Origin of the sequence: Streptomyces nigrescens, from assembly GCF_027626975.1 — a bacterium.
GTDB classification, from domain to species: Bacteria; Actinomycetota; Actinomycetes; order Streptomycetales; family Streptomycetaceae; genus Streptomyces; species Streptomyces nigrescens.
The window spans coordinates 7,696,115-7,721,973 of sequence record NZ_CP114203.1 but is presented as its reverse complement, the minus strand read 5'-3'; the positions used below and the strand labels follow the sequence as shown (position 1 = coordinate 7,721,973).

General features: G+C 71.5%; 20 protein-coding genes. 11 read left to right on the top strand and 9 right to left on the bottom strand.

The genetic code is table 11. The annotated features are described in order from the left end of the window. Window positions 1–20: 20 nt before the first annotated feature. The 6 genes from STRNI_RS34260 to STRNI_RS34235 form a co-directional block, all read right to left on the bottom strand. Entirely contained in the window at window positions 21–419 is a 399-nt protein-coding gene (locus tag STRNI_RS34260; RefSeq protein WP_159489663.1) for a VOC family protein, read from the bottom strand. 51 nt (window positions 420–470) lie between these two features. Then, entirely contained in the window at window positions 471–1,001 is a 531-nt protein-coding gene (locus STRNI_RS34255; protein ID WP_159489665.1) for an HAD domain-containing protein, read from the bottom strand. 144 nt (window positions 1,002–1,145) lie between these two features. After that, window positions 1,146–3,365 carry an NADP-dependent isocitrate dehydrogenase gene (locus STRNI_RS34250; RefSeq protein ID WP_093646852.1) on the bottom strand — a complete coding sequence of 740 codons (2,220 nt, stop codon included), beginning with the start codon at window positions 3,363–3,365 and terminating at the stop codon, window positions 1,146–1,148. 267 nt (window positions 3,366–3,632) lie between these two features. Then, the gene (locus tag STRNI_RS34245) at window positions 3,633–4,172 is read right to left on the bottom strand and encodes a hypothetical protein (protein WP_277412595.1); all 540 of its coding nucleotides are present in this window, start codon (window positions 4,170–4,172) and stop codon (window positions 3,633–3,635) included. 140 nt (window positions 4,173–4,312) lie between these two features. Further along, a complete protein-coding gene (locus STRNI_RS34240) occupies window positions 4,313–5,128 on the bottom strand; it encodes a DUF3761 domain-containing protein (protein ID WP_277412594.1) in 816 nt (271 codons plus the stop codon). Window positions 5,129–5,264: 136 nt separating this feature from the next. Further along, window positions 5,265–5,870, bottom strand: coding sequence for a hypothetical protein (locus STRNI_RS34235; RefSeq protein ID WP_381684661.1), 606 nt, complete (start codon window positions 5,868–5,870; stop codon window positions 5,265–5,267). A 736-nt stretch (window positions 5,871–6,606) separates the two neighbouring features. On the opposite strand from STRNI_RS34235, the gene STRNI_RS34230 reads away from it, so the two are divergent. The 5 genes from STRNI_RS34230 (at window position 6,607) to STRNI_RS34210 (ending at window position 12,934) form a co-directional block, all read left to right on the top strand. Next, complete coding sequence (locus STRNI_RS34230; RefSeq protein ID WP_229838306.1) at window positions 6,607–7,548, top strand: hypothetical protein; 942 nt, start codon at window positions 6,607–6,609, stop codon at window positions 7,546–7,548. A 67-nt stretch (window positions 7,549–7,615) separates the two neighbouring features. After that, window positions 7,616–9,139, top strand: coding sequence for an amino acid permease (locus tag STRNI_RS34225; protein WP_277412593.1), 1,524 nt, complete (start codon window positions 7,616–7,618; stop codon window positions 9,137–9,139). A gap of 210 nt (window positions 9,140–9,349) precedes the next feature. After that, the gene (locus STRNI_RS34220; RefSeq protein WP_109888400.1) at window positions 9,350–10,051 is read left to right on the top strand and encodes a helix-turn-helix transcriptional regulator; all 702 of its coding nucleotides are present in this window, start codon (window positions 9,350–9,352) and stop codon (window positions 10,049–10,051) included. A 142-nt stretch (window positions 10,052–10,193) separates the two neighbouring features. Next, window positions 10,194–10,853 carry a Pvc16 family protein gene (locus STRNI_RS34215; protein ID WP_274734300.1) on the top strand — a complete coding sequence of 220 codons (660 nt, stop codon included), beginning with the start codon at window positions 10,194–10,196 and terminating at the stop codon, window positions 10,851–10,853. Continuing rightward, window positions 10,850–12,934, top strand: coding sequence for an ATP-binding protein (locus tag STRNI_RS34210; RefSeq protein WP_381844326.1), 2,085 nt, complete (start codon window positions 10,850–10,852; stop codon window positions 12,932–12,934). Before STRNI_RS34215 ends, STRNI_RS34210 begins: the two co-directional genes overlap by 4 nt. Before the next feature lie 51 nt (window positions 12,935–12,985). Here STRNI_RS34210 and STRNI_RS34205 read toward each other — a convergent pair whose 3' ends face one another. Then, window positions 12,986–14,341, bottom strand: a complete 1,356-nt coding sequence (locus STRNI_RS34205; RefSeq protein ID WP_277412592.1) for an RICIN domain-containing protein — start codon at window positions 14,339–14,341, stop codon at window positions 12,986–12,988. A gap of 81 nt (window positions 14,342–14,422) precedes the next feature. Then, window positions 14,423–17,314, bottom strand: coding sequence for an AfsR/SARP family transcriptional regulator (locus STRNI_RS34200; protein WP_277412591.1), 2,892 nt, complete (start codon window positions 17,312–17,314; stop codon window positions 14,423–14,425). A gap of 297 nt (window positions 17,315–17,611) precedes the next feature. Between STRNI_RS34200 and STRNI_RS34195 the strand changes: the two genes are divergently transcribed. The 6 genes from STRNI_RS34195 to STRNI_RS34170 all read left to right on the top strand — a co-directional run bounded on the left by STRNI_RS34195 (window position 17,612) and on the right by STRNI_RS34170 (window position 23,413). After that, window positions 17,612–18,814 (top strand): hypothetical protein, encoded by a 1,203-nt coding sequence (locus tag STRNI_RS34195; protein WP_159489679.1) that lies wholly within the window; start codon window positions 17,612–17,614, stop codon window positions 18,812–18,814. A 124-nt stretch (window positions 18,815–18,938) separates the two neighbouring features. Next, window positions 18,939–20,663, top strand: a complete 1,725-nt coding sequence (locus STRNI_RS34190) for an eCIS core domain-containing protein (RefSeq protein ID WP_381844324.1) — start codon at window positions 18,939–18,941, stop codon at window positions 20,661–20,663. Between the two features lie 85 nt (window positions 20,664–20,748). Further along, window positions 20,749–22,326 (top strand): phage tail sheath family protein, encoded by a 1,578-nt coding sequence (locus STRNI_RS34185; RefSeq protein ID WP_018087539.1) that lies wholly within the window; start codon window positions 20,749–20,751, stop codon window positions 22,324–22,326. Between the two features lie 75 nt (window positions 22,327–22,401). Then, the gene (locus tag STRNI_RS34180) at window positions 22,402–22,845 is read left to right on the top strand and encodes a phage tail protein (protein ID WP_018087540.1); all 444 of its coding nucleotides are present in this window, start codon (window positions 22,402–22,404) and stop codon (window positions 22,843–22,845) included. Continuing rightward, window positions 22,845–23,258 carry a hypothetical protein gene (locus tag STRNI_RS34175; protein WP_109888413.1) on the top strand — a complete coding sequence of 138 codons (414 nt, stop codon included), beginning with the start codon at window positions 22,845–22,847 and terminating at the stop codon, window positions 23,256–23,258. The genes STRNI_RS34180 and STRNI_RS34175 overlap by 1 nt, the downstream gene beginning before the upstream one ends. Further along, entirely contained in the window at window positions 23,255–23,413 is a 159-nt protein-coding gene (locus STRNI_RS34170; protein WP_164764585.1) for a DUF6760 family protein, read from the top strand. The genes STRNI_RS34175 and STRNI_RS34170 overlap by 4 nt, the downstream gene beginning before the upstream one ends. 995 nt (window positions 23,414–24,408) lie before the next feature. Here the strand turns inward: STRNI_RS34170 and STRNI_RS34165 are convergent. Next, the gene (locus tag STRNI_RS34165; protein ID WP_277412590.1) at window positions 24,409–25,032 is read right to left on the bottom strand and encodes a hypothetical protein; all 624 of its coding nucleotides are present in this window, start codon (window positions 25,030–25,032) and stop codon (window positions 24,409–24,411) included. Window positions 25,033–25,859 lie beyond the last annotated feature (827 nt).

Below are 25,859 nucleotides of genomic sequence, written 5' to 3'. Positions count from 1 at the left end.
CCGGGCGCCCGGCACCGCGGTCAGCCGGCGGACCGCGGTGCCAGCCATTCCTGGAGCTCGACGAGGTTCCCGTCCGGGTCCTTGAGGTGGGCGACCCGCATCCGGTCCGTCATCGGCGCCGGGCCGTGCGCGAGGGCGGCGCCGCGCCCGGTGAGTTCCCCGCAGTAGGCGTCGAGGTCGTCGACCCGGAGGACGATCAGGGACCGGTAGCCGTCCGGCGCGGCGGCCAGCTCGCCGAGGACCCGGGCCATCTGTGCGCGCTCCTGCAGCGCGATGCCCGCGGTGCCGTCGTCACAGGTGAACTTCGCATACGGACCGTCCGGGGCCGCGAACTGCGGAGTGAGCCCCAGCGTGTCCCGGTAGAAGCGGTAGCAGCCGCGGAAGTCCGAGACGAGCAGGCGGACTTGGGCGAGTTCCATCGATACCCCCGTGTGGAGAAGTGCGGACACCTGCGCGGTGACGCTACCGCTTCACGGGGCACCGCCCCCGGCCACCTCCGCCGCCCACTCCCGCAGCGCTGCGAAGTCGTCCGGGAGCAGGCCCTTCGCCGGATCGACGCGGTGCGCCAGCCCGGGGCCCGTGTGGTGGCGGGCGATCCACGCCCGGTCCCGGGGGCCGATCTCGTCGTCCACCCAGGCGAAGGGGCGGCCGGCGGCGGACGTGACGAGGTAGCGGGTCTTCCAGTGCACGCCCTCCGGATCGCGGTGATGCATCTGCGGCCAGTCCACGGCGGGCAGTTCCGGCAGGCCCAGCACGGGACCGATCCAGGTGTTGGCCTCCGTCTTCCAGGTCGTCGCCCAGACGAGGCGGAAGCCCAGGCCCAGCAGTAGCGGGCCATGGGCGGGGTTGAGCCAGACCCGCAGGGCCGGGCCCGGCGGCTCCCAGCCCGTGGGCCGCATCCGCAGCGTGGTGTACCCCTCGGGCCGCCGGTGGGGCTTGGCCCGCCAGGGGTTGAGGGGGCCGTCGACGTCGAGGAAGAGCAGCGGCAGCGTGGGTTCCACGGCTTCATGATGCCGCCCGTCGTGCCGGAGGGGCCCGTTCCGGCCGGCGGAAATCGGAGAACGGGGCGGCCGTCAGCCGGAAACGGCACCGCCCCGGCCGGTGGGCACCGGCCGGGGCGGAAGGGGCTTACCTCAGCTGTCGCGTCAGCTGAGGGAGGCCAGGGCCTGGTTGAGGGTCTTCGACGGACGCATGACCGCATCGGCCTTCGCCACGACGGGCTGGTAGTAGCCGCCGATGTCGGCCGGCGAGCCCTGCACCGCGTTCAGCTCGTCGACGATGGTCTGCTCCTGCTCGGTGAGCGTCTTGGCGAGTGCCGCGAACGCCTCCGCGAGCTGAGTGTCGTCGGTCTGCTTGGCCAGCTCCTGCGCCCAGTACAGCGCGAGGTAGAAGTGGCTGCCGCGGTTGTCGATGCCGCCGAGCTTGCGGCTGGGCGACTTGTTCTCGTTGAGGAAGGTGCCGGTGGCGCGGTCGAGGGTGTCGGCGAGCACCTGGGCGCGCGCGTTGCCGGTCTTCTGCGCGAGGTGCTCGAAGCTGACCGCGAGGGCGAGGAACTCACCCAGGCTGTCCCAGCGCAGGTAGTTCTCCTTGACGAGCTGCTGGACGTGCTTGGGCGCGGAGCCGCCGGCGCCGGTCTCGAACAGCCCGCCGCCGTTCATCAGCGGGACGACCGAGAGCATCTTGGCGCTGGTGCCCAGCTCCAGGATCGGGAACAGGTCGGTCAGGTAGTCACGCAACACATTGCCGGTGACCGAGATCGTGTCCTCGCCACGGCGGATCCGCTCCAGGGAGAACGTGATCGCGTCGACCGGCGACATGATCTCCAGCTGCAGACCGTCGGTGTCGTGCTCGGCGAGGTAGGTCTTGACCTTCTCGATGAGCTGGGCGTCGTGCGCACGGCCGGCGTCGAGCCAGAACACCGCCGGGTTGCCGGTGGCGCGGGCACGGGTGACGGCGAGCTTGACCCAGTCGCGGATCGGCGCGTCCTTGGTCTGGCACATCCGGAAGATGTCGCCGGCGCCGACGACCTGCTCCAGGACGGCGTTGCCGTTCTCGTCGAGGACCCGCACGGTGCCCGTGACCGGGATCTCGAAGGTCTTGTCGTGGCTGCCGTACTCCTCGGCCTTCTGCGCCATGAGGCCGACGTTCGGGACCGAACCCATCGTCGACGGGTCGTAGGCGCCGTTGGCGCGGCAGTCGTCGAGGACGGCCTGGTAGATGCCGGCGTAGCTGCTGTCGGGGAGGACCGCGAGGGTGTCGGCCTCGGCGCCGTCCGGGCCCCACATGTGGCCGGAGGTGCGGATCATGGCCGGCATGGAGGCGTCGACGATGACGTCGCTCGGCACGTGCAGGTTGGAGATGCCGCGGTCGGAGTCGACCATGGCGAGCTCCGGGCCCTCGGCGAGCTCGGCGTCGAAGGACGCCTTGATCTCGGCGCCGTCGGCCAGCGACTCCAGGCCCTTGTAGATGCCGCCGAGGCCGTCGTTCGGGGTCAGGCCGGCGGCGGCAAGCGACTCGCCGTACTGGGCGAACGTCTTGGGGAAGAAGGCGCGGACCACGTGGCCGAAGATGATCGGGTCGGAGACCTTCATCATCGTGGCCTTCAGGTGCACCGAGAACAGCACGCCCTCGGCCTTGGCGCGGGCGACCTGCGCGGTGAGGAACTCGCGCAGCGCGGCCACCCGCATCACGGACGCGTCGACGACCTCGCCCGCGAGGACCGGTACCGACTCGCGCAGCACGGTGGTGGAGCCGTCGTCGCCCGAGAGCTCGATGCGCAGCGTGCCGTCCTGGCCGATGACCGCGGACTTCTCGGTGGAGCGGAAGTCGTCGACGCCCATGGTGGCGACGTTCGTCTTCGAGTCGGCCGTCCAGGCACCCATGCGGTGCGGGTTGGACTTGGCGTAGTTCTTGACCGACGCCGGGGCCCGGCGGTCGGAGTTGCCCTCACGCAGGACCGGGTTGACGGCGCTGCCCTTGACCTTGTCGTAGCGGGCGCGGATGTCGCGCTCCTCGTCGGTCTTCGGGTCGTCCGGGTAAGCCGGCAGCGCGTAGCCCTGCTCCTGAAGCTCGGCGATGGCCGCCTTCAGCTGCGGGATCGAGGCCGAGATGTTCGGCAGCTTGATGATGTTCGCCTCGGGAGTCTTCGCCAGCTCACCGAGCTCGGCGAGGGCGTCGTCGATGCGCTGGCCCTCCTCCAGGTGCTCGGGGAAGCTCGCGATGATGCGACCGGCCAGCGAGATGTCACGGGTCTCCACGCTGACGCCGGCCGTCGACGCGTATGCCTGGATCACCGGCAAGAACGAATACGTCGCCAGGGCCGGGGCCTCGTCAGTGTGGGTGTAAATGATGGTCGAGTCAGTCACCGGGTGCTCCGCTCCACGTCTGCAACATTGCTCGACATCAAGATATCTCGTGAGCGCCCCCCTCTCGACAGGACCCCACCCCGGGCAAAACCGGAGGAACCGACTCCGACCGGATGCGAGCGGAGGAATCCTGTCGGCCGCACGGCACTGCCCCCGCCCCCTTCCCCGCTCACACCCCCGCCGGCGGACCGGGCGGCTCGGCACGTCGGCCCATGACGGCCGACGGCGCGGCCACCGAAAACCGCGACCTGAGCTGCGGCGAGCCGGTCAGCGGACCTTGGTCCACTCCTTGCAGCCGTTGGTCTCGAACGTCTCCCCCTTGTTGACGGTGACGCGGGCCGGGCCCTGGGGGGTGCCGTTGGCGATGATGCTGTCCATGTCACCGCTGGAGTCCTTGGCGCGCGCCCAGTAACAGAGCGGCACATCGGATGCGGCCGGGCCGCCGGTCCGGTAGATGCCGACGGCGATGTCCTCCCCGACGAGGTAGCTGCCCTGGCCGACGGTGATCTCCGGGCCCGCCGGCGCCTTCTCGGCGGGCTTCGCATCGCCCTGCGGCTTCCCCGCGTCAGCCTTGGCCATCTTGGCGGTGACGGTGACCGTGGCAGCGGGTGCGGGTGCGGGCTCCACCTCGGTCTTCTTGCCGCCGCCGCCCACCGCGGCCCCGAGCCCGACGACGATGCACGCACAGACCACACCCACTGCGATCTTGAGGGTGGCGTGCTTCTTCTCCGGCGGCTCGGTGGCCCGCGGCGGCGCGAAGGGGCGGGGCTGCCGGCCGGGCGGCGCGGGCTGCTGCGAGTACGACATGATCAGTCCCCCTGGCAATGTGTGATGGTGTCGTGAAGACCGCCCACTGCCGATGAAGGTTGCACGGCCAGGTGCCCGTACGCGCCCCGCCCCTTACGCACCGCGCCTTACGCCCCGTCGCTCCCGGGCCGGACGCCCGTTCAGGCCGGAAGACTCCTCAGCCAGACGGCGACCCCGTGATGATGGCTGCAGGTGCCCCGCCGGTGCCGGCTGTAGCTGTACGTCCCGTCATTGCACCGCGCCGAGGCACCTGCCGGAGCCTGCGACTGCTCCTCGCCACCAGTCGTAGAGGTGCTGCCACCCTCGGAGCCCGTACTCCCCGTACTCCCGGAAGAGCTGGAACCACCGGAGGAGCTGGAACCTCCGGAGGAGTCGCTCGCGTCCGCGCCGGAGGAGGCGGACGAGCCGGAGGTGCCGGAACTGCCGGCCTCGGTCGGTTCCTCCGTGGGCTCGGGCGTTCCGTCGTCGCCCGCGGATGCCGCCTCGTCGGGTTCGTCGCAGCTCTCGCCGGTCTTCACGACGGCGAACGTCAGCGTTTCCGTGTCCGCCATGACCGTCCCGGCGGCCGGCTCCTGGTCACCCACCTGCCAGTTCCGGTCCCACACCTGCAGACGCTGCCGGACGGACAGATCATCGCTCTTGAGCAGGTAGATACCCCTGCCCTGCGCGTCGTCCTGCGCCTCCTGGAGGTTGCGGCCGGTGTAGTCCGGCACCGTGACGGTGTCGGCGTCACTGTCGGAGGCGTCGGATGCGTCCGATCCATCGGGGGTGTCAGCAGAAGCGTCGGAAGCGTCCGAAGCACCGGAGACCGAACTACTGGCAGACGACTTCGAGCCGTCCCCGCCGTCCCCGCCGCCCTCGCCGTCCATCAGATTGACGCACCCGCCAACCAGCAGCACGAGAAAGGCGATGACCGCACAGCCGAGCCGGGCGTTCTTCTTCTCCTCCGGCGACATCGGTCGTTGGTTTCTGGACAAGTGGCCCCCCTGCCTGGCGACTGCATGCTCCCCTGCACGCATGGCCCTGCCCACGGTCGCGAGCCGCCGCCCGGCTGAAACCGGAGAGACAAGGGGTGTTGTCGCGCCAGGGCGGTCAGAAGTTGCCGTTGGCGAGGAGCTCCCCCTTGACGTCGTAGACGGTGACCAGGCCGTTCTTGGAGTCCTTCCAGTCGGCGAAGGCGGAGGCGATCAGCTTGCCCTCGCTCTGGTGGGGGCCCATCAGGCCGCCGGTGAAGTCGGTGTAGATGTCCACCGAGTCGAGGATGTCGTTCTGCTCCTCGGCGCCCTGGACCTTGGTGACGTGCCCGATGGCCGCCTTCTCGTTGGCACTTCCGTTCTTCGTGACGAAGGCCTTGAACCGGTCGGCCGGTGACCTGGGAGCCGCCTTGGGCTTGTCCTCGGGCTTCTCCTCCGGCTTGGCTTCGGCCGGTTCGGTGCTGCCCTTCACCCGCTCCTTCGCCCGCTCCTTCGCCGGTGCGGTGGCGGTCTTGCCGGGCTTGTTCTCGGCCTGCGTTCCGGTGTCGCCGCCGCCCATCGCGGCGGCGATGACGCCGATGAGGACGAGCGCACCGAAGGCGCCGCCGCATCCGATGCCGATCTTTGCGCCGGCCCCCATTTTCTTCGGCGGTGGCGGCGCGTACATACCGGGCGGCGTGGGCGGCTGCTGTCCGGGCTGGGACGGATATTGCTGATACGCCACGATTCCCCCTAGGTGTCTGGAACCGGAAGAGTAGCGAGTGGTTGAACATCGAAATAGATGAAGTGAAGAACCTGTGATGATGCCGTGACCAAAATGCGTTGGCCAAGGCTTCGGAGTGCAGGTCCAGGGCTTCTCGGCGCGGTACCGGCCGGAGCGGTCAACTCGCCCTGCGGCGAGGGCCGATAGGCCCCAGGGGAGTGCGAACACCGCCCACGCGCCGACGAGGGCGCCACATCGCCTGAGATTTATCCCCGAAGAAATGTGCGCCGAGGTTCCTCAGTGAATAGTCTTCTTTCTCAAGTCAGCACTTCATGAACGAAGTTGACAGTCCGCTTGCGCAGCACATGCATGCCACGTACAGGAGATTGCGGTGATTGCCCCTCAAGGTCGAATCGGGCTTTCGCCTGCGCACGAGACAGCCCGGCAAGGGCCGGACCCGGGGCCCACGGGCACCGTCGCCGGACCCCACCGGTGTCCGGGCAGGCCCCTAACCAGCGGCGTGGACCCGGCGCATCGCCGCCCCGCCCGATGCCCTCGCTGTCCCGCCCGTCAAGGACGCCGGGCATACGCGCCCTGCCGGCCCCATGGTCGTTCGCTCAGCGCGACGCGCTCCCCCTACGTCGGCGTCCGACACGGCGGACGCCCACCCGGAGGCCTGAAAAGTGCCCGTTGACACGCCCCTTGCGCACGGTGAGGACCTGTTCCCCTCGCCCGAGAGACCGTTGACGGGACAACGGTGAGACGCCAACCGGCCTTCGACCGGCATCCGGCGCGGGACGACACTCGCCTGCGCGCAGTGGTGGAGGACGCCGCGATGGGCAGGTGGGAAGGCGCACGCGAACTGCTGACCGCGACCGGTGCCGACTGGGACCGCCGTATCTTCCGCCTCCAGGTGCTCGCCCGCGCCGGGGCGCGGCTCACCTTCGCCGACACCTGGGCACAGGCCGAACCGCGTTCGCCGCACGCCCTGGCCCTTCTCGCCACCGTCCTGGCCCTGCGCTCGATGGCCGGCCCACGGGGGCAGGGCAGCGGACCGGAGATGGAACAGGCCTGGGAGACCTGCCATGCCGCCGGGGACACCCTGCCGGCCGATCCGACGCCGTACGTCGTCATGCTCGCCCTGCTGCGCTACCACTCCCCCGACCGCGACCGGCAGTGGCGGGAGACGGTGCACAGCGTGTGGCAGGAGGTCGAGGAACGCGACCCGTGGAACAGGGAGGCGCACCACGAGCTGCTCACCTACATGTTTCCCGACTGGCACGGCGTGGCGGGCGAGATGTTCCACTGGGCGCAGGAGCGGTGCGCCCATGTCCCCCGCGGGATGCCGTTGCACGTCCTGCCGCTGGTCGCGCTCGCCGAGTCGCACCGCACGCGGATGAAGAAGGAAGGGCACCGGTACGGCCTGACGGTCCACCCCTGGACGGACAACCCGTCGACCCAGCAGGCGTGGGTGAACTGGTGGACGTACCGGGCCCCTTCCATGCCGCACGCCGCCTTCCACGAGGACGCCAACTACCTGGCCCACGCGATGTCCTTCGCGAATCAGCACCGGGCGGCGGCCGAGGTGTTCGACGCCATCGGCCCGTACGCCACGGATGTGCCGTGGAGCTACTGCGGAGACGCTCAGCAGCTCTTCGCCCGGCATCGGAAGTGGGCGGTCAAGGGGTCCGGACCGTAGCGCCGACCGAGGTTGTTCCGCACGTCACCGCGCCACCAACAGGAGAGGCTCAGCCATGCCATTGGACATGCCAAGCGTCACGCAGACGGAGGAGGAACGCCTCGCCGAACTCGGTATCGCCCAGACGTTGGACCGCTCGATGTCCGGGCGGCAGAACTTCGCCGTCTCCTTCACGATCATCAGCATCCTGTCCGGCTGCCTGACCATGTACGGCTTCGGTATGAACACCGGCGGGCCGGCCCTGATCATGTGGGGCTGGGTCCTCGTCGGCCTGATGACCCTGTTCGTCGGCCTGGCCATGGCGGAGGTCTGCTCGTCCTACCCGACCTCCGCCGGCCTCTACTTCTGGGCGCACAAGCTCGCCCCGCAGAAGTCCGCCCCGGCCTGGGCCTGGTTCACCGGCTGGTTCAACACGCTCGGCCAGGTGGCCGTCACCGCGGGCATCGACTTCGGCGCCGCGTCGTTCCTCAACGCCTACCTGAACCTTCAGTTCGGCTACGCGGCCACCCCCGCCCACACGATCACCCTCTTCGGCGTGATCCTGCTGCTGCACGCCGTGGTGAACACCTTCCGCGTGCGCGTCGTCGGCTTCTTCAACACCGTCTCGGTGTGGTGGCATCTGATCGGCGTCGTGGTGATCGTCGGTGCCCTGCTGATCATCCCCGACAAGCACCAGTCCCCCGGTTTCGTCTTCACCGAGTTCGTCAACAACACCGGCTGGGGTTCCGCGGTCTATGTGGCGCTCATCGGGCTCCTGATGGCGCAGTACACGTTCACCGGCTATGACGCGTCCGCCCATATGACGGAGGAGACGAAGAACGCCTCGGTCGAGGGGCCCAAGGGCATCGTCCGCTCGATCGTCGTGTCCTGGGCCGCCGGATTCGTGCTGCTCTTCGGCCTGACCTTCGCCATCCAGTCCTACAACGGCGCCCTGGAGTCGGACACCGGTGTGCCGCCGGCGCAGATCTTCCTGGACGCGCTCGGTGCGAGCACCGGCAAGCTGATGCTGCTCGTCATCATCGGCGCCCAGCTGTTCTGCGGGATGGCTTCGGTGACCGCCAACTCCCGCATGATCTACGCCTTCTCCCGCGACGGGGCGCTGCCGTTCTCCTCCGTCTGGCACAAGCTCCACCCCGGGACCCGCACCCCGACCAACGCCGTGTGGCTCGCCGCCGGCGGTGCGTTCGTCCTCGGTCTGCCGTACCTGTTCAACACGACCGCGTACGCCGCCGTCACCTCCATCGCGACGATCGGCCTCTACATCGCGTACGTGGTGCCCACTCTGCTGCGGCTGCGCCAGGGAGAGAACTTCCGGCGCGGTCCCTGGCACCTGGGGCGCTGGTCGAAGCCCGTGGGCCTGATCGCGGTCAGCTGGGTCGTGATCATCACCGTGCTGTTCATGCTGCCCCAGCTGAGCCCGGTGACCATCGAGACGTTCAACTACGCCCCGCTCACCGTGGGTGTGGTGCTGGTCTTCGCCGGCACCTGGTGGTTCGCCTCCGCCCGTAAGTGGTTCCTCAACCCGCAGCACCCGCGGAGCAACCCGTCGCAGACGCCGGCGCCGGAGCGGGCGGCCTCCACCTCGCGGTAGGACTCCCGCCACGGGGGTAACGCGCCCGCCCGTACAGCGCGTTACCCCCGGCCGCATCGCCGCTTCCCCCCGGCGATCCGTTTCTCGTGCCCCTCTTCGCCTGTCGTGCCGGAGGGTTCCGCTCCGGCGTTGATTGCCCGGTAAACGTTTGTTGATTGCCTTCGCGCATTCTGCGGCTGTCGGTAAACGGGGGCGAGACGAGGAACACAAGTGCTGGATACACGTGTCACGGTGACGGTGCACGCTTCCGACCCGCTCAGCCGGGCCGGGGTCGTCAGTCACCTACAGCACCAGCCCGCTGTCGAGATCGTCCAGAACCAGGGCGGCGCGGCGGCCAGGGAACGGGCGGAACAGGCGGAGCGGGGGAGAGAGAAAGAAGGCGGTGGGCAGGCCGTCGGGGCCGTGGCGATCATGCCCATCGACCGGTTCGACGAGATCGCCGCGACGGAGCTGAGACGGCTCGTACGGGGCGGCGAACAGCGCGTGGTGCTGATCGCCCGGGATCTGCGCGAGCCGGAGCTGATGACGATCGTGGAGTACGGCGTGCGGGCCATACTCTGGCGTCATCAGGCCACCCCGCAGCGGCTGTTGCGAGCGGTGCAGAACGCGGCACGCGGTGAGGGCGACCTGCCGCCGGACCTGATCAGCACGCTGCTCACACAGGTGGGGCGGCTGCGGCGGTCGGTGACGACCTCCGCCTCCGTGGGCATCGCACCCACGCTCGGGATGGCACAGCGCGAGGTCGATGTGCTGCGGCTGGTCGCCGAGGGCCTGGACACCCGGCAGATCTCCGAAAAGCTCGCCTACTCCGAACGCACCGTCAAGAACGTTCTGCACGCCCTGATGACACGGCTGCAGTTGCACAACCGCGCACACGCCGTCGCTTACGCGCTGCGAGAGGGATACATCTGATGGGGCCGGCAGCAGGCACGGATACGGGCCCGGATGCGGGTGCAGGTGCAGCAACAGGTGCGGGTGCGAAAGCAAAGGGTGGAGCGGTGACGGAGTTGGCGGAGGATGTGCGGTCGGCGGGTCGCGGGGCGGGGGAAGGCGCGTGATCCACGAAGTCGATGAGGCGATGCGGTCCGTGCTGCGCGGCGGGGTGCTGCCGGACGGCGCGGGGGACGTCGCCTTCGAGGCGCCCTCCCGCGACTGGGCGGCGCGGCGCAACGCCCCCACGCTCAATGCGTATCTCTACGACATTCGCGAGGACGTCGCCCGTCGCGAGCGCGGGGCGATCGCGGAGCGGGACGCCAGGGGCGTGATCGTGCGCAGACGCCAGCCGCCGCGCTGGTTCCGGCTGTCCTACCTGGTCACGGCGTGGACCACCCGCCCGGAGGACGAGCACCGGCTGCTGTCCGCCGCGCTGGGGTGCCTGCTCTCGCACGAGATCCTGCCGCCGGCCGCGTTGCCGCAGGCGCTCCGCGCGCTGGAGGTGAGCATCCCGCTCACGGTTGCGGTGCCGCCCCCCGAGTCCCGCTCGATCGCCGACATCTGGTCCGCGCTCGGCGGCGAACTCAAGCCGTCCCTGGACGTGGTGATCACCGTGCCCTTCCCGGTCTCGCCGTCGTACGAGGTGGCGCCGCCGGTCACGGAGGGTGCGGTCACGGTCGTCCGCGGACTCGACGGGGTCCCCGGCGACTCCGCGCCCCGGATGCTCCGGTCCGCTCCGGGCGCCTCGCCGTCCGCGAAGGACAGCGAGGGAGGACAGTGAGCGGTGCAGCGGTGAGCGGTGCCACGGTGACCGAGAACGCCGGCGGGGCGCTGCGGGGCCGGCTGGCGGGGCTGCGCGAGCGGGTGGCCGGGCTGGTCGAGCGGCGCAGCGCCGACGATCCGACGGCTGCGGATCCGCTGCGCGGGCTGTATGTGACCCCGGAGACGGCCAGACGGCTGGCCGCGCAAGCGCCGGCGGAGGACACGGGCGCGCCGTACACAGCGGGTGGGGCCCATACGGGCGGGCCGGCGGACGAGGCACCGGGGATGTCGGACCGCTCGGTCGCGCTCGCCGGGCGGTTCGGGCTGTCGGCCCTGGACCTGCAGATCCTCCTGGCCGCGCTCGCGCCCGATGTGGACCGGAGCTTCGAGCCGCTGTACGGCTATCTCAACGACGATGTCGGGCGTCGCCGTGCCACGGTCGCGCTGGCGCTGGACCTGGCGGGCACCGGCCCGTACGAGGCCGGTGCCCGCGCCCGCTTCCACCCCGGCGCGCCGCTGCTGTCCGGCGGGCTGCTCGTCATCGAGGACGAGGACCGGCCACTGCCGGGACGGGCGCTGCGGGTGCCGGAGCGGGTGGTGGCCCATCTGCTGGGGGACGAGGGTCTTGATCCTGAACTCTGCGGCGGTGAGGTGGAGTTGCTGTCGGCGGGACAGCGAGCCGCCGGGGATATGGGAAGCGCTGCCCGCACCGACGACGCGTCGTTCGCCGGGCGGCTCGCCGCGCTCGCGGGCGAGCGGCCGCTCGCCGTCCATCTGCGGGAGCGGCGGCCCGGTACCGCCGCCGAACCGGTGACCGACGGGCTGCGGCGCGCCGGCCTGCCCGTGCTGCGGTACCGGCCCGATGGACACCACGGCGACGGTGCGGGCCTCGCGGGCGCGCTGCTGCGGGAGGCGCGGCTGCGGGGAGCCGCGGTCGTCGTGGGGCCGCTGCCGGAGCGGCCCGGCGCGCTCGTCAGGGCGCTGGCGGGCGGGGACGTGCCGGTGGTCTTCTTCGGAAGCGAGCCGTACGACCCGGACTGGGCCCCGGATTCCGGGCTGTTCGCGCTGGACGCGCCGGACGACGGGGCGGCGGCGGACGAGGTCTGGAGCACCGAACTCGGCTCCGTGGACGAGGGCTTCGACCTCTCCGCGGCCGTTGCGCCGTACCGGCTGGGCGCCGCCCAGATCCGGCGGGCGACCCGTGCGGCCAACGCCCTCGCCGCCTTCGACGGGACGCCGGTGACCGCCGCCCACATCCAGCACAGCGCACGTCAGCAGTCCGCGCCGCTGCTGGACCGGCACGCCCGGCGCGTACGGCCCGCCGTGGGCTTCGACGGGCTCGTCCTGCCGCCCGAACCGCTGTCGCTGCTGCACGAGTTGGTGCAGCGGGCACGGCATCGCGAGAAGGTGCTCGGCACCTGGCGGCTGCGCACCGGCGGTGGGCGCGGCAGAGGCGTGGTGGCCCTGTTCGCCGGGGAATCCGGCACCGGAAAGACGCTCTCCGCGGAGGTCGTGGCCGGCGCACTGGGGCTGGACCTCTATGTGGTGGAGCTGTCCTCGGTGGTGGACAAGTACATCGGGGAGACGGAGAAGAACCTGGAGCGGATCTTCTCCGAGGCCGACCGCACGGACGCCGTGCTGCTCTTCGACGAGGCAGACGCCGTCTTCGGCAAACGCTCCGAGGTCAAGAGCTCACACGACCGGTACGCGAACCTGGAGAGCGCGTATCTGCTCCAACGGCTGGAGGCGTTCGACGGGATCGCCGTTCTGACCACCAACCTGCGCGCCAACATCGACGAGGCGTTCACCCGACGGCTGGACCTGGTGGTCGATTTCCCGTTCCCGGATGACGGCCGGCGGCTCGCCCTGTGGCGTTCCTGTCTGGCGGCCACGCCCTGCGCGGACGACCTCGGCCTGGACGTCTGCGCCAAGGAGTTCGAGCTGTCCGGCGGGGCGATCCGCTCGGCGGCGGTGACCGCGGGCTATCTCGCGGCGGGGCGCGGCGGGCCGGTGACGGCGGCGGATGTCCGAGCCGGGGCGCGGCGCGAGTACCGCAAGATGGGGCGGCTGGTGCCGGACGCGTCGCCTCTGTGGGACTGACCCAACGGGTGTGGCAGGGGCCGGGCGAGGCAGCGGCCGGCCCCTGCGGTGTCACTGCCCTTCGGCGATCTTCCAGTCCTGCCGGGCGTCGGGCCCGTCGGTGCACTTCCAGGACAGCGCGCCCTTGTCGTTCTGCAGGTCGGTCAGGCACTCGTCGTTGCGCATGTTGACGATGCGGGTGCGGCCGTCGCCCACGTCCATCAGCCGCCACTTCTGCTGGGGCGGCAGCTTGCCCGACGTCAGCAGCTCCGGGTCGGCCGCCCAGAGCTCGACCTGGTTGGTGTTCTCCTTCAGCTGGGCAACACTGCCCGGGGAGCTGGCCGACTCCAGGGCGACCGTGTTGTCCTCGGGGTAGTGGTGGATGGTCCACCACTGGTTGCGGCCGAACTGGTCACCCGTCCACTCGGGGCTCTGGCCGATCTGGGTGCCGTCCTCCTGGCTGCCCCCGTTGGCCTGGAGGTACCAGCCGCCGTTGGCGTTGGAGCGGATGGTCTGCTCCGTCGGGCCCTCCGGCTCCCCGGCGCCGTCATCGGCGGGCTCCTCCGGGGGTTGCTCCTCGGGCTTCTCCTCGGGCTTCTCCTCCTCCGGGGGCTTGGACGGCGCCGGCTCGGACGGCTTCTCCTTCTCCGGGAGCTTCTGGGACTGGCCGGGCTTCTCCCGCGCGCTCGTGGACACCTTGGGCACGGCCCTGAACCACAGCGCCACGAAGGCCAGCGCCGCCACGAGCAGCAGCGAGAGCACCGCCATCGCCCAGCGCGGCAGCACGGACGGCTGGAGGTAGGTGCCGCGCAGCTCGGTCGGTTCCGGGACTCCGGCTCGCTGCACGGAGACGGTGAACGGGTGCTTGTTGAGACCGCCGACCCAACTCACGGCTCCGGGACGGATATTGAGCCCCACGAAGGCGGCGCGGCCCGGCGCGACCTGGACCGAGGTCGGCTCGGGCTCGACGGTGAGGGCATCGCCGTTCTCGCGGCCGGAGAGGGACACCGTCAGCGGCTGGTTGCCGAGGTTGTCGACGGCGACCGACGCCTTGGCGCGCCAACGGCCGCGGACGGACAGGGGCACCAGCTCACAGCGGAGTTCGGTGAACGGCCCGACCGTGACCTGTCCCTCGACCACGTCGCGGATCTCGGGGTGCTCGGCCGGCTCGACGCGTATGCCGAAGGGCGTCGGACCGGCCACGGCGTCCGACGTACGCGGGGGTGCGAACTCGACCTCCGCCGTGCCCTCGGCCCCGGGGTACAGCCGCAGCACGTCCGGCTCCACCCGCGTCCAGCCCGCTACGGCGCCGGCCGGCCGCAAGCGGTACTCCTCGACGGTGTCGCCCGTGTTGCGTACCCGCAGCCTTACCCTCGCGTTGGAACCGGGGTCGACGGTGATCGCGGCCGGTTCCAGTGAAGTCCACATGCTCACCAGTGCAGTCAACCGGCAACGCCGGGCCCGGGTCAGCGTGCGTAAGGGCAGAGCCGGGGGCAGAGCGGGATGTCCTTACGGCACCTCGCGGCTCCCCGGCAGGGTTGCGGCGGACGGCCGACCGCGGCATTCCCCCATATGCGCGGACCCGCACCCGCAGCCGCGGCCGGGCGGTGGCGCGGGAGTCGGGAGCGGCGGGCCCCGCTCGGATTCCCCAGGGCCCAGCCGTGCACGGTCGCGGGCGGCCCGGAGACGGCACCGCCGTCGCGCCTGCCGACAGGGAGCCGCCGCCTGCCGCGGAGGCCCTTCCCGCCGCAGCGCACAGCGGGCCCGGTAGCGGATCTGCCGGAGCCTGTACTCGCTTCCGTCCGGGGCCGCCGTTCGCAGCGGCGGCGCCGCCCGCTCCCGGTCCATCGTCACGGGCACGGCGGCCAGTTCGCGTTCGGCCAGGGCGCTGACCGGCGGACCGGCGGACGCATGGGCCGGCCGCAGGCTCTCCCCTGGCGCGCGCTCTGCCCATGCGTATGTCTCGGTTCCGTGGTGCGGGGCGGTTCCGTGGTGCGGGGCGGTGCCGTGGTGCGGGACCCTGAGCAGGCGCAGGGCGTGCGCGGTGGCCGTGTCGTCGCCGTGCCGCCGGGCGGTGTCCACGGCGCGGCGCACCAGCGGTTCGAGGGCGCGGTGGCGCGCGGTGCCGCCGAGCACCTGCGACCACGCGGTGAGGAGGTCCACGGCGGAACCCAGCAGCCCGGGCGCCGCGCCCAATGCCCACTCCACGGCCGCGTACAGCCGCGGGTGCGCGTCGTGCAGCCACGCGCGCGCGGCGTCGGCATCGGCGAGCGTACGGCCCGGGGAGTCCGGGTGGCGCAGCAGACCGGGCAGGACACGGTGCGGCTCGGTCAGCCGCACCGCGGTCAGGACGGTGGCCAGCACATAGTCGAAGAAGCGGTGCTGCGCCGCCGCCCGCTCGCACGGGCTGTCATGGCGCTCGCCCAGCCGCCGGGCGAAGAGTCCGACCAGATCGTGATAGCGGTAGCGGTCCTCGCCGTGCAGCTCCACGAGCCCGGCGTCGACCAGGGCCTCGACCGCCTCCTCCGCCTCGTCGTCAGTGGTGTCCAGCAGCGCGGCCGCGGCGCCCCGGCAGAAGGACGGCATACCGCACAGGGCGAGGGCCCGGAAGGCGTGGGCGAGGCCGGGCCCGAGCACCTCGTAGCCGACCCGGAAGGTCGCTTCCACTCCCAGGTCGCCCACCCGCAGCTCGTCCAGTCGCCGCTCCTCGCTCAGCCGGGCCACGAGGCCGGCCATGGCCCAGCCGGGCCGGGACGTCAGGCGGGCGGCGGCGATACGCACGGCGAGCGGCAACCCGTCGCAGACGGCGACCAGTTCGCGCGCGGCGATCGGCTCGGCGGCCACCCGCTCCGCCCCCACGATCGCGCCGAGCAGCCCCAGGGCCTCCCCTTCGGCCATCACCTCCACGTCGACACGGTCGGCCCCGGGCAGCGCGAGCGTCCGCGCACGGCTGGTGACCAGCACCGCGCACCCCGGTGCCCCGGGCAGCAGCGGCCGCACCTGTGCACTGTCGCGGGCATTGTCGAGCAGGACGAGGACCTCGCGGTCGGCGAGCAGTGAGCGGTACAGCGCGGCCTTCTGCGCCGGCCCGTCCGGTACGGCGCTCTCCGCGACGCCGAGGGCACGCAGGAAGTGCGTCAGAACGGCGCTGCTGTCCTCCGGAGCCAGGCCGCCGCCCTGCAGATCCACATACAGCTGCCCGTCGGGGAAGTGGGCCCGTACGGAATGCGCCACATGCACGGCCAGCGCCGTCTTGCCGACCCCGCCGAGCCCGCTGAGCGTGGCCACCACCGGTGCCCGTGCGCCGGCCGCCCCGCGCAGCGCCGGGGCCAGCTGGGCGACGGCCTCCGCGCGCCCCGCGAAATCGGCGATGTCGGGCGGGAGTTGAGCCGGTACGGGTGGTGGTGGGCCGATCCGCGAGGTGCTCCTGGCAGGGCGGGGCGGGTGAGGCCGGTGGTCCCGGCTGTCACCGGTGCGGTCGCGGTCAGGACGGGCCCGGTCGCCGACAGGGCCGGTACCGGGCCCGGGCCTTGACCCGGTTCCAGAGCCCCTCGATCCCGCACACACCTCCTCGTACAGTGCGCGGAGTTCGCGGCCCGGTTCGGCGCCCAGTTCGGCGTCGAGGGTACGGCGGGTGGCCGCGTACACCGCGAGGGCCTCCGCCTGCCGGCCGGCCCGGTGCAGGGCCCGCATCAGCAGGGCCTGGGTGCGTTCGCGCAGCGGATGCTCGGCGGCGAAGGCGCGCAGTCCGGCGATCGCCCCGGCCTGCCCGCCCAACCCCACCACGCAGTCGAAGAGTTCCTCCTGAGCGGTGACGCACAGTTCGGTGAGCCGGTCGCGCTGCCGCTGGGCGTACGGCCCGGGCAGTCCGGCCAGGGCCATGCCCGCCGGGAGCGCCAGCGCACCCCTCAGCTGCTCGTACGCTCCCGCGGTGTCGTCTGCCTCCCGTAACCGGCGCGCCGTGGCCAGCCGCTCCTCGAAGACGGACGCGTCCAGCGCCTCGCCGGGCACCCGCAGGGCGTAGCCGCCGCCCGACGACACCAGCAGGTGCGCCTGCTGCCTGGGCCTGCGGTCCGGCTCCAGCAGGCCGCGCAGCCGGGAGACATACGTCCGCAGGGTGCCCACCGCCCGCGGCGGCGGCTGCTCGCCCCACAGCGCGTCCACCAACTGCGGTACGGATACGGGCCGTCCCGCGTGCAGCAGCAGGACGGCCAGCACGGCGCGCTGCTGCGGCGGGCCGGGATTCAGCGGGTGGTCGCCCCGCCAGGCCCGCACCGGACCCAGCAGCTGAAACCGCAACCGGTCGCCCCGGTCCGGGCTGCCCGCCCCCTCCGCGCCCTTCAGCACGTCCGCGCCACCGCGCACCGCCCGCTCGCTCCCCTGCCCCTGTCCACCTGCCACCGCCCACCCTTCGGACCAGCACTGATGTACCGGCCATACCAACGTAGCCCAGCACACGGACACCGATTCCCGGGAAACGTCCGATAGTGGCCCAACCACTCATCCCTCCGTTTCTCCGGCCATCAGGGCTTCTCGATGGTGCGGCCGGACGCTTACCGGTGTTCAGCAGGGCAACCGCTCTGCCCGTTCGGCTCCCCTTCCGCCTCTGGAGGCAATTTCCGCCGAGGCCGAAAATCGGCATTCGGGCCACCCAGGACCACGGACCCACGAACCACCGGCCGCCAGAACGGAGCCCTCGTGCACGCACACGAACGGCGGGCCACGGGAGGGGAATCGGCGCCACGCACCGCGCCCCGCGGACCCGAACGCCCCCGCACCCCCGCCGCAGCCCTGTCCACCCACCCGCCGGACGCGCTGCGCACCCTCCAACGGGCCGCGGGCAATGCGGCGGTCGCCCGCGCCCTGGCCCCGGCCGCGGAGGGCGCAAGAGGCCCACTGCACCTCCAGCGGTACGCGGAGGGAGAGGCCGCCCTCGGCTTCGACAAGGTCTCCGCGCACGGCGGGATCGCCATCCGGGGACGGCACGAGGCCTATGCCGACGCGGACATGATCACCGCCGCCGCGCACAGCCTCGACGCCCAGGACCAGGTGCCGATCACCCTGGAGCGCGGGGCGGCGGTGCGGGCCGGTGAGCGCACCCTCTACCGGGTACTGCCCGTCTACAAGGACGCGGCCAGGGCCGCGGCCGCCGTACGGGCCGCCGGCCGGAACCCGGAGGCCGCCGGTCACGAGCCCGTGGCCGGGGACAGCGCGGCACAGCGCGGCGACAAGCGCGCCGCGTATCTGCGGTCCCTGACCGACCCCCCGGAGGTCAGGCAGCTCGTCGCGCTCACCCGGCGCATCGTGACGGCGCTCCAGGCACGGGCCGAACCGCGGAGCTCCACGGTCGACGGCCTGCGGTCCGAAGCCATGAAGCTGGCGGTGGCCACGATGGGCGGTGGCTGGGTCGCCGCGCGCTTCCCCTACCCGGAACGCACCGGCCGGGAGGGCCTGACCGACCTCGCCGTCATCATGCCGAGCCTGACCTCCGACTTCCTCGCCGGGCTCCCCGCCGTCGAGAACCAGGAGGCCCAGGTACAGGAGCTGCTCATCACGCTCCCCAATGACTGCAAGGCAGCGGCGGCCCAGCTCATCGGCACACCGCCGGACGGCGGCCTCAGCGTGCGACGTGACGCGCCCGCCGTCGGCGAGAACCACTTCGTCGACCTGACCGGAGCGGCGGCGGACGGCTGGGCGAACCACTTCGCCGCCGTCCTCCTGCGCGACGGCCCCGACAGCCTCACGTACGAGACCGCCGCCGACCGCACCAGCGCACTTCAGCAGGGCAAGTCCCTCGGCTACTTCGAGCTGTACGGCCGGGCCGGGACCGGCCAGTCCTTCGACCAGGTCATCGGCGCCAAGAACCAGGCCTACGCGTCGCGGTCGGCGCCCACCGCGTGACCGAACGGGCAAAGCGCTCTGCCCCCGACGGGGCCCGTTCGTCTCTACAACCGGAACCGCCCGTCCGCGAAGGTCGAAAGCGTAAGGAGCAAAGCAGCAGTAATCGTGACGGGGGAGGAACATCGTGCGGGCACAGGACCGGCAGCCCGGCGCGGGGAGCGACCGCTCGGGGGCGGCGCACGCCGTCCGTGCGACGCCCTCCCCTGCCTCCGACGCGGCTCGCCTGGCCGCGGCCGGGGAGGCGGAGCGCCTCACCCCGGAGGCGGCCGCCGTCCTTCAACGGACCGTGGGCAACGCGGCGTTCTCGGCCCTTCTGGCCGGCCAGGAGCAGCACCGGCACGGCGCGGGCTGCGGACACACCGCGTCCTCCACCGTGCAGCGTTCGCCCGTCCAGGAGGTCCTGCGCGCACCGGGCCGCCCCCTCGACGAGCCGGTCCGCACCGACATGGAGACCCGCCTCGGCGCGGACTTCTCCGACGTACGGGTGCACACCGACGCCTCCGCCCATGAGTCGGCCGAGTCCGTCGACGCCCATGCGTACACCTCCGGTTCGCACATCGTCTTCCAGCGCGGCCGCTACAACACGTCCTCCGCGGCGGGCCGCCACATGCTCGCGCACGAACTGACCCATGTGATCCAGCAGCGCAACGGCCCGGTCGCGGGCACCGACCGCGGCGACGGGACGAGGGTGAGCGATCCGTCCGACCGGTTCGAGAGGGAGGCGGAGGCCACGGCGAGCCGGGTGCTTTCCGCGGGTGTGCAGCGGACGGCCGATCCCGCGCACGCCCCGGACCACGGCAGCGCGGACGGGCATCGTCCCGTGCAGCGCACGTTCAAAATGGCGAACAAGACCGTCAAAGCCGCTGAAGATGTCCTCCCCCTCGACGCCCTCATGGCAAAGGGCAAGGCACGCCATGCCCGGTGGGACGACGCATTCAAGAAAGAGGTCCGGGACGAAATCATCAAGATGGCGAGCGACGAGCGGGACCTCGGTCGCTGGCCGTCGTACGAGGAGCTCTTGGATTCCGCCGAAAGGCGGGTCCGAGAGGCGGCGGCAGCCAATCTTCCGCCAGTGGTTCCCACCGCCATCAAGACCGGTGCGTCGAATCCGGATCACATGGAAGTGGACCTCCCTCAAGCCGATCAGATCCATCGCCTCGCCGAGGTCCGCCGGCGGCTTTCCTCACGCGGGACGAAACAGGACCTGGATGGTTTCCGCAACCGCCAGAAGATGGTGAACCCGTTCACACACAAGCCGACCGGGAACTCCTACTCCATCGGCCATACCGGAAACTTCGTCCTGGGCGGCCCCCAGGAAGGCGAGTACGACACACTGTTCGCCCGAGCGGGGAACAGCACCGGCCTGTCCGACAAGGAACTCGCCAAGCATTTCATCCGGGCCCTGACCGAGCCGGGATACGACTTCGACGGAATGAGCGAGGACGGGCGCAAGTACTGCGCGAAGATCGTCGCCATCATCCAGGGCGCAGAATTCCGCCGCGCCGCAGCCAACCCGACCGTGGCGATCGCCGCCTTCAACCAGGTCGTCTCCGGATCGGCCGGAACGCTGCACGAAGCCCTCACCAAGTACGCCGTCTTCGCCAAGGCCAAGGGGAACTCCGCCACCGGTGGCTCCAAGGACTCCCAGTTCCACCGTGATGCGGAGGTGGACCAGGAGGACGGGGACTTCAAGGAGCGAGCGCTCAACGAGTACCAGGCACTCGCGCAGCTGGTCTCCGCCAACGGCTTCGATCCGAACGACGCGGAAGAGTTCTACAAGGGGTGCGACAAGATCGCGGCCACCTCGATGAGTTCCTTCACCTCCACCTTCGAGTACGCGATGCCCTGATCCCCATCGCCATCAGTTCCTCTCGCCTTCGCGCAGCACGAGAAACACCGAACAGATCAGTTCGCATATCCAGGGAGTACAGAACATGCCCACCTACCTCTCCCCCGGCGTCTACGTCGAGGAAGTCGCCAGCGGATCGCGGCCCATTGAAGGGGTCGGGACGTCGGTGGCGGCCTTTGTGGGGCTCGCTCCCACCGGTCCGCTCAACGAGCCGACCCTGGTGACGAACTGGTCCCAGTACGTGGCCGCCTTCGGTGAGTTCACGGACGGGTACTACCTCGCCCACTCCGTGTACGGGTTCTTCAACAACGGCGGAACGGCCGCGTATGTCGTGCGGGTCGGCGGTACCGGCGAGGGAGAGCCGCAGGCCGCCGCGGCCCCTCAGACCCCCAGGGCGCTGACTGCCGGGGAGCCGACCGCCCTCGGGGCCTTCAAGGTCTCGGCGATCGCTGCCGGTTCCGCCAACGGCGGGGCGCTCACCGTCGAGGTGCAGGACGTCGAGGGCGAGGGCAGCGCCGACCGCTTCAAGCTGGTCGTCCGGGACGGCGACAAGGTCGTCGAGAGCTTCGACGTCAGCGCGAAGAAGAGCTCGCGGAACTATGTCGTCGCGCAGGTCAAGCAGCGGTCCAAGGCGATTGCCATCGAAGAGGCCGTCCCGGCGGCGCAGGTGACGAAGCCCGACGCGCAGGCCGTCACGCTGGCCCCGCCCGCCCCGGCGCCCGCCGCTCCCGCCGGGACCGGCGCGGTCGAGCAGCTCGCCTCCGGCCAGTTCATCGGCGACTCCGCCGACCGCACCGGCTTCGGCGGCCTGGAGGCGCTCGACGAGGTCAACATGGTGGCCGTACCCGACCTGATGGCCGCCTACCAGCAGGGCCTGATCGACCTGGAGCAGGTCAAGGCCGTCCAGCTGGGTCTGATCTCGCACTGCGAGCTGATGGGCGACCGGATGGCGATCCTGGACCCGCCGCCGGCGCTCAACGCACGCGACATCCGCAAGTGGCGCCAGGAGATCGCGGGTTACGACTCCCGCTATGCCGCGCTCTACTACCCGTGGATCAAGGCCTTCGACCCGGCCTCGGGCCAGACCCGCATCATCCCGCCGTCCGGCCACATGGCCGGCGTATGGGCCCGTAACGACTCCGAGCGTGGCGTCCACAAGGCCCCGGCCAATGAAATCGTCCGCGGGGCCATCGACCTGGAACTGCAGATCACCCGCGGTGAGCAGGATCTGCTCAACCCGGTCGGCGTGAACTGCATCCGGGCCTTCCCCGGCCGCGGAATCCGGGTGTGGGGCGCACGGACCATGGCCTCCGATCCGGCCTGGCGCTACCTGAACGTACGGCGCTACTTCAACTACCTGGAGGAGTCGATTCTCATCGGCACCCAGTGGGTGGTGTTCGAGCCGAACGACCAGGCGCTGTGGGCCCGTATCCGGCGCAACATCTCGGCGTTCCTGGTGAATGAGTGGCGCTCGGGCGCCCTGTTCGGACAGCGCCCCGAGGACGCGTTCTATGTGAAGTGTGACGCGGAGACCAACCCTGTCGAATCCGTCGACGTGGGACGGGTCGTGTGCGAGATCGGCATCGCACCGGTCAAGCCCGCCGAATTCGTGGTCTTCCGGCTGGCCCAGTTCTCGGGCGGCGGCGGGGAGCTGGAGGAGTAGCAGCCGCGGCCTCTTCCCCTTCCTCTCACCCACCACTCATCGCCCTTTCCCTTCCCTCAACAGGAGTGAACCACCTTGTCCCTTCAGCCCGGTGATGCCCTCACCTCACACAATTTCGGCCTGCAGATCGACGGCGTGATGGTCGAATATCTGCAGGAGGTCAGTGGTCTGACCATGGAGCAGGACGTCATCGAGTACCAGCAGGTCTCGGCGGACGGAAAGCCCGTCGTGAAGAAGATGCCCGGCACGAAGAAGGCCGGCGAATGCACGGTGACCCGCGGTATGACGCAGAGCGGCGCGTTCAGCGAGTGGATCAACAAGTCCATCGCGGGCGATATGGGTTCGGCCCGTAAGAACGCCACGATCATGATGATGGACTACCAGAACAACCCCGTGAAGCGTTACAACATGCGCAACGCATGGTGCAGCAAGGTCGAGACCAGCGGGGTCAAGGCAGGCGACGCCGCCGCGCTGACCGAGCAGGTCACCATCGTCTTCGAAGAGCTGGTCATCGAGTAATGCGGCGCGACGGTCCGGCAGGGGCGCAACAGCAACGTGAGCCCTTGCGTACGGAATTCGAGTTCGAGTTGCCGCGCGGATTCGTGGACGAGTCCGGGACCGTCCACCGGAACGGCGCGATGCGGCTCGCGACCGCACGGGACGAACTGATCCCGCTGCGGGACGTGCGCGTGCGTGAGAACCCGGCGTATCTGTCGGTCGTGCTGCTGGGCCGGGTCATCACCCGGCTCGGGACGCTCGCATCCGTGCACGACGGGACGGTGGAGAACATGTTCGCCTCCGATCTGGCCTTTCTGCAGGACTTCTACCGGCAGATCAATGCGGAGGGACACACGCGCGCCGCGGTGTCCTGCCCGCACTGCGAGGAGCCCTTCGAAGTGGAACTGGCCGGGAGCCGCCTGGGGGAATCGTGACGTACGCGACCGGGCGTATCGAGGAGGAAGTCGCCTATCTCGCCTACCACTTCCACTGGGGCATCGACGACATCCTCGACCTCGAACACGCCGACCGGCGCGCGTACGTGTCACAGATCGCCGCCCTGGTGGAGCGGGCTGAACGGGAGCAGTGACTGAGGATGGGGTTGTTCAGGTGGCGGCGGGGGTCGCGGGGTGCCCAGGAGGCGGAGCGTGCGCAGGGGCCTGAGGTCGGGACGCCCGCGGAGGCTCCGGCCGGGAGCGCGGACGGTGGCGGCGGTGGCGGCTGGTCCGCCGCGCCCCCCATCCAGCGGGTCCTGGGGGCGCCCCGCACCGTCGCGGAGGCCGGCTTCGCCGCGTCGCTGAGCGCGCACCGCAACCCCTCCTTCGGAGGGGAGCTGGGGCACGACGTCCGCGCCACGGCACCCGGTGGTGTCCTGCGCGATGCGCTGGTGCCCGTCGTCGGCCGCCCCGCCGAACTGGGCCTGCCGGCCTTGCGACTTCCGGTCGCGGGGCGGGTGGACGAGACGGCTGACGGGAGCGCGGGGGCGGCCTCGGGGTTCGCTGCCGTGCCGGGGGCGGGTGCCGGACGAGGTGCGGGCGCCGGGCGTGGCTTGGGCGCGGGGCGAGGCACGGGCGAGGCACGCGACATGGGCGCGGGGCAGGGCGTCGGGGTTCGTTCCGGGCCTCATGGCGGGCCTGGGGGTGAGGTGCATACCGAGGCGCGAGGCGGGGCGGCCGTGCAGCGGGCGGCGTCGCCGGGTGCGCCGCGTGCCCAGGCTCAGCGTGCGGCGCGGAGCCAGGATCAAGGTGGGGCGGCCGTGCAGCGGGCGGCGTCGGCGGGTGATCCGGGTAACCAGACTCAGGGTGCGGCACGTGCCCAGGCTCAGGGTGCAGCGGCCGTCCAGCGGGCGGCGGCGACGGGTGATCCGGGTACCCAGGCACAGGGTGCGGCACGTAGCCAGGCTCAAGGTGCAGCAGCCGTGCAACGGGCGGCGGCGACGGATGCTCCTCGTACCCGGACCGAACGTGCAGCACGTCCCCGGACCCAAGAGGCGGCACCTACCGAATCCCAAGGCGGGGCCCCCGTACAGCGGGTGGCGTCGCCGGGTGCTCCGCGCCCCCGGGCGACTGCCGCGCACGCTCCCCGTCAACCGGCTTCGGGGAGCGAGACGTCGTCCGCGACCCCGCGGAACGACGCGCCGAGCGCAGCGTCGGCCATGTCGCCGGGCACGCCTCCGGTCGCCTCGGCGGCCGGGCCGTCCGTCACCCCGTCTGCCCCGTCTGCCCCGTCTGCCCCGTCTGCCGCGCTGCCCGTCACGCCGTCCTCCGTGCCGTCGGGGGCCCGGCGGGGTGGACAGCCGAGGTCGGCGGTGACCGAGACGGCGTCCGGGGGTGCCGGGAGTGCCAGCGGTGCGGGTGGGGGTGGCACGGGTGTGCCCGGCGGCAAGGCCACCGCTGGTGCCACGACCGTGCCCGGTGCCGAGGCCGTACCCGGTGGCGGAGGTGAGGCCGCTCGCTCCGCGTCGCGTGGGGTGCGGCCCGCCGGCCGCCCCTCAGCCATGCCGGTAGCCATGCCCATGCCCGTACGGAAGGCCGTCGGCGGCCGGTCCCCGCTCACCTCGGCAGGCAAGGTCCCGATGCCACCGCGTCGGCTGCGGCCGGCCACCTCGTCGCATCCGGGGAGCAGCGACACCACTCCCTCCCCCACCAATACGCCCTTGCAACGCACCGAAGCGCCGGCGCCGGCGGCCACGACGGCTCCGCTGGCCACGACGGCTCCGGAAGCGGCGCCCCCTGTCTCGTCTCCCTCACCCCGCACCCCTGCAGCCGGACCGGCGAGCGAGGGTGCGGCACCGGCCCCCGCCGCTGTACGGCCCGACACCCCTCAACGGGTCGTACAGCGGCGGGCGGTTGGCCGACGCCGACCGAGCGCCCCGAACCAGAGCAGCGCGCCGGAGGCCGCCCTGAGCACGGACGCCGCACCCGGCGCCGGCCCGGCGCCGAGCGGTGACTCGACCTCGTCGGCTCCGGGCACAGCACCGAGCGCGAGCGCTGCCCCGAACCCACGACCGGTCTCCCCTCCCTCCTCGCCCGCGAGCACGCCCTCACGCGCGAACGCCGACACCAGCGATCACGCGGCCCCGAGCCCGGCAGCCCCAAGCCCGGCCACGAGCCCGGCACCAGGCCCGGCCACGAGCAACAGCGACCGAACGCGTCCGCCGGTCCAGCGAGCATCGAGGGAAGAGGGCCACCGGCCCGCGCGGCGGACCTCAGCAACAGGCAGTCGGCGCCTGGGACTTGGAGCGCCGCTGCTCCCGAGTACGGACACCGAGAGCCCCGTCAAGGACGTTGCGGCCGACGCGCAACCGGCCATGCCTCCTGCCGACAAGGGACGTACGCCGCCCCCCGGACAGCCCACGCAGCCCACGATCCGACGGAAGCCACTGATCGGCGCACCCGCCGAGTCCACCAGCGTGCCCACCGAGCCCGCCGCGATTCGCCGCCAGGACGCTGCACCGACGCCTGCCCCTGCAGCGACGCCGACGCCGACAGCGACACCAGCACCAGCAGCGACACCGACAGCAGCACCAGCACGAA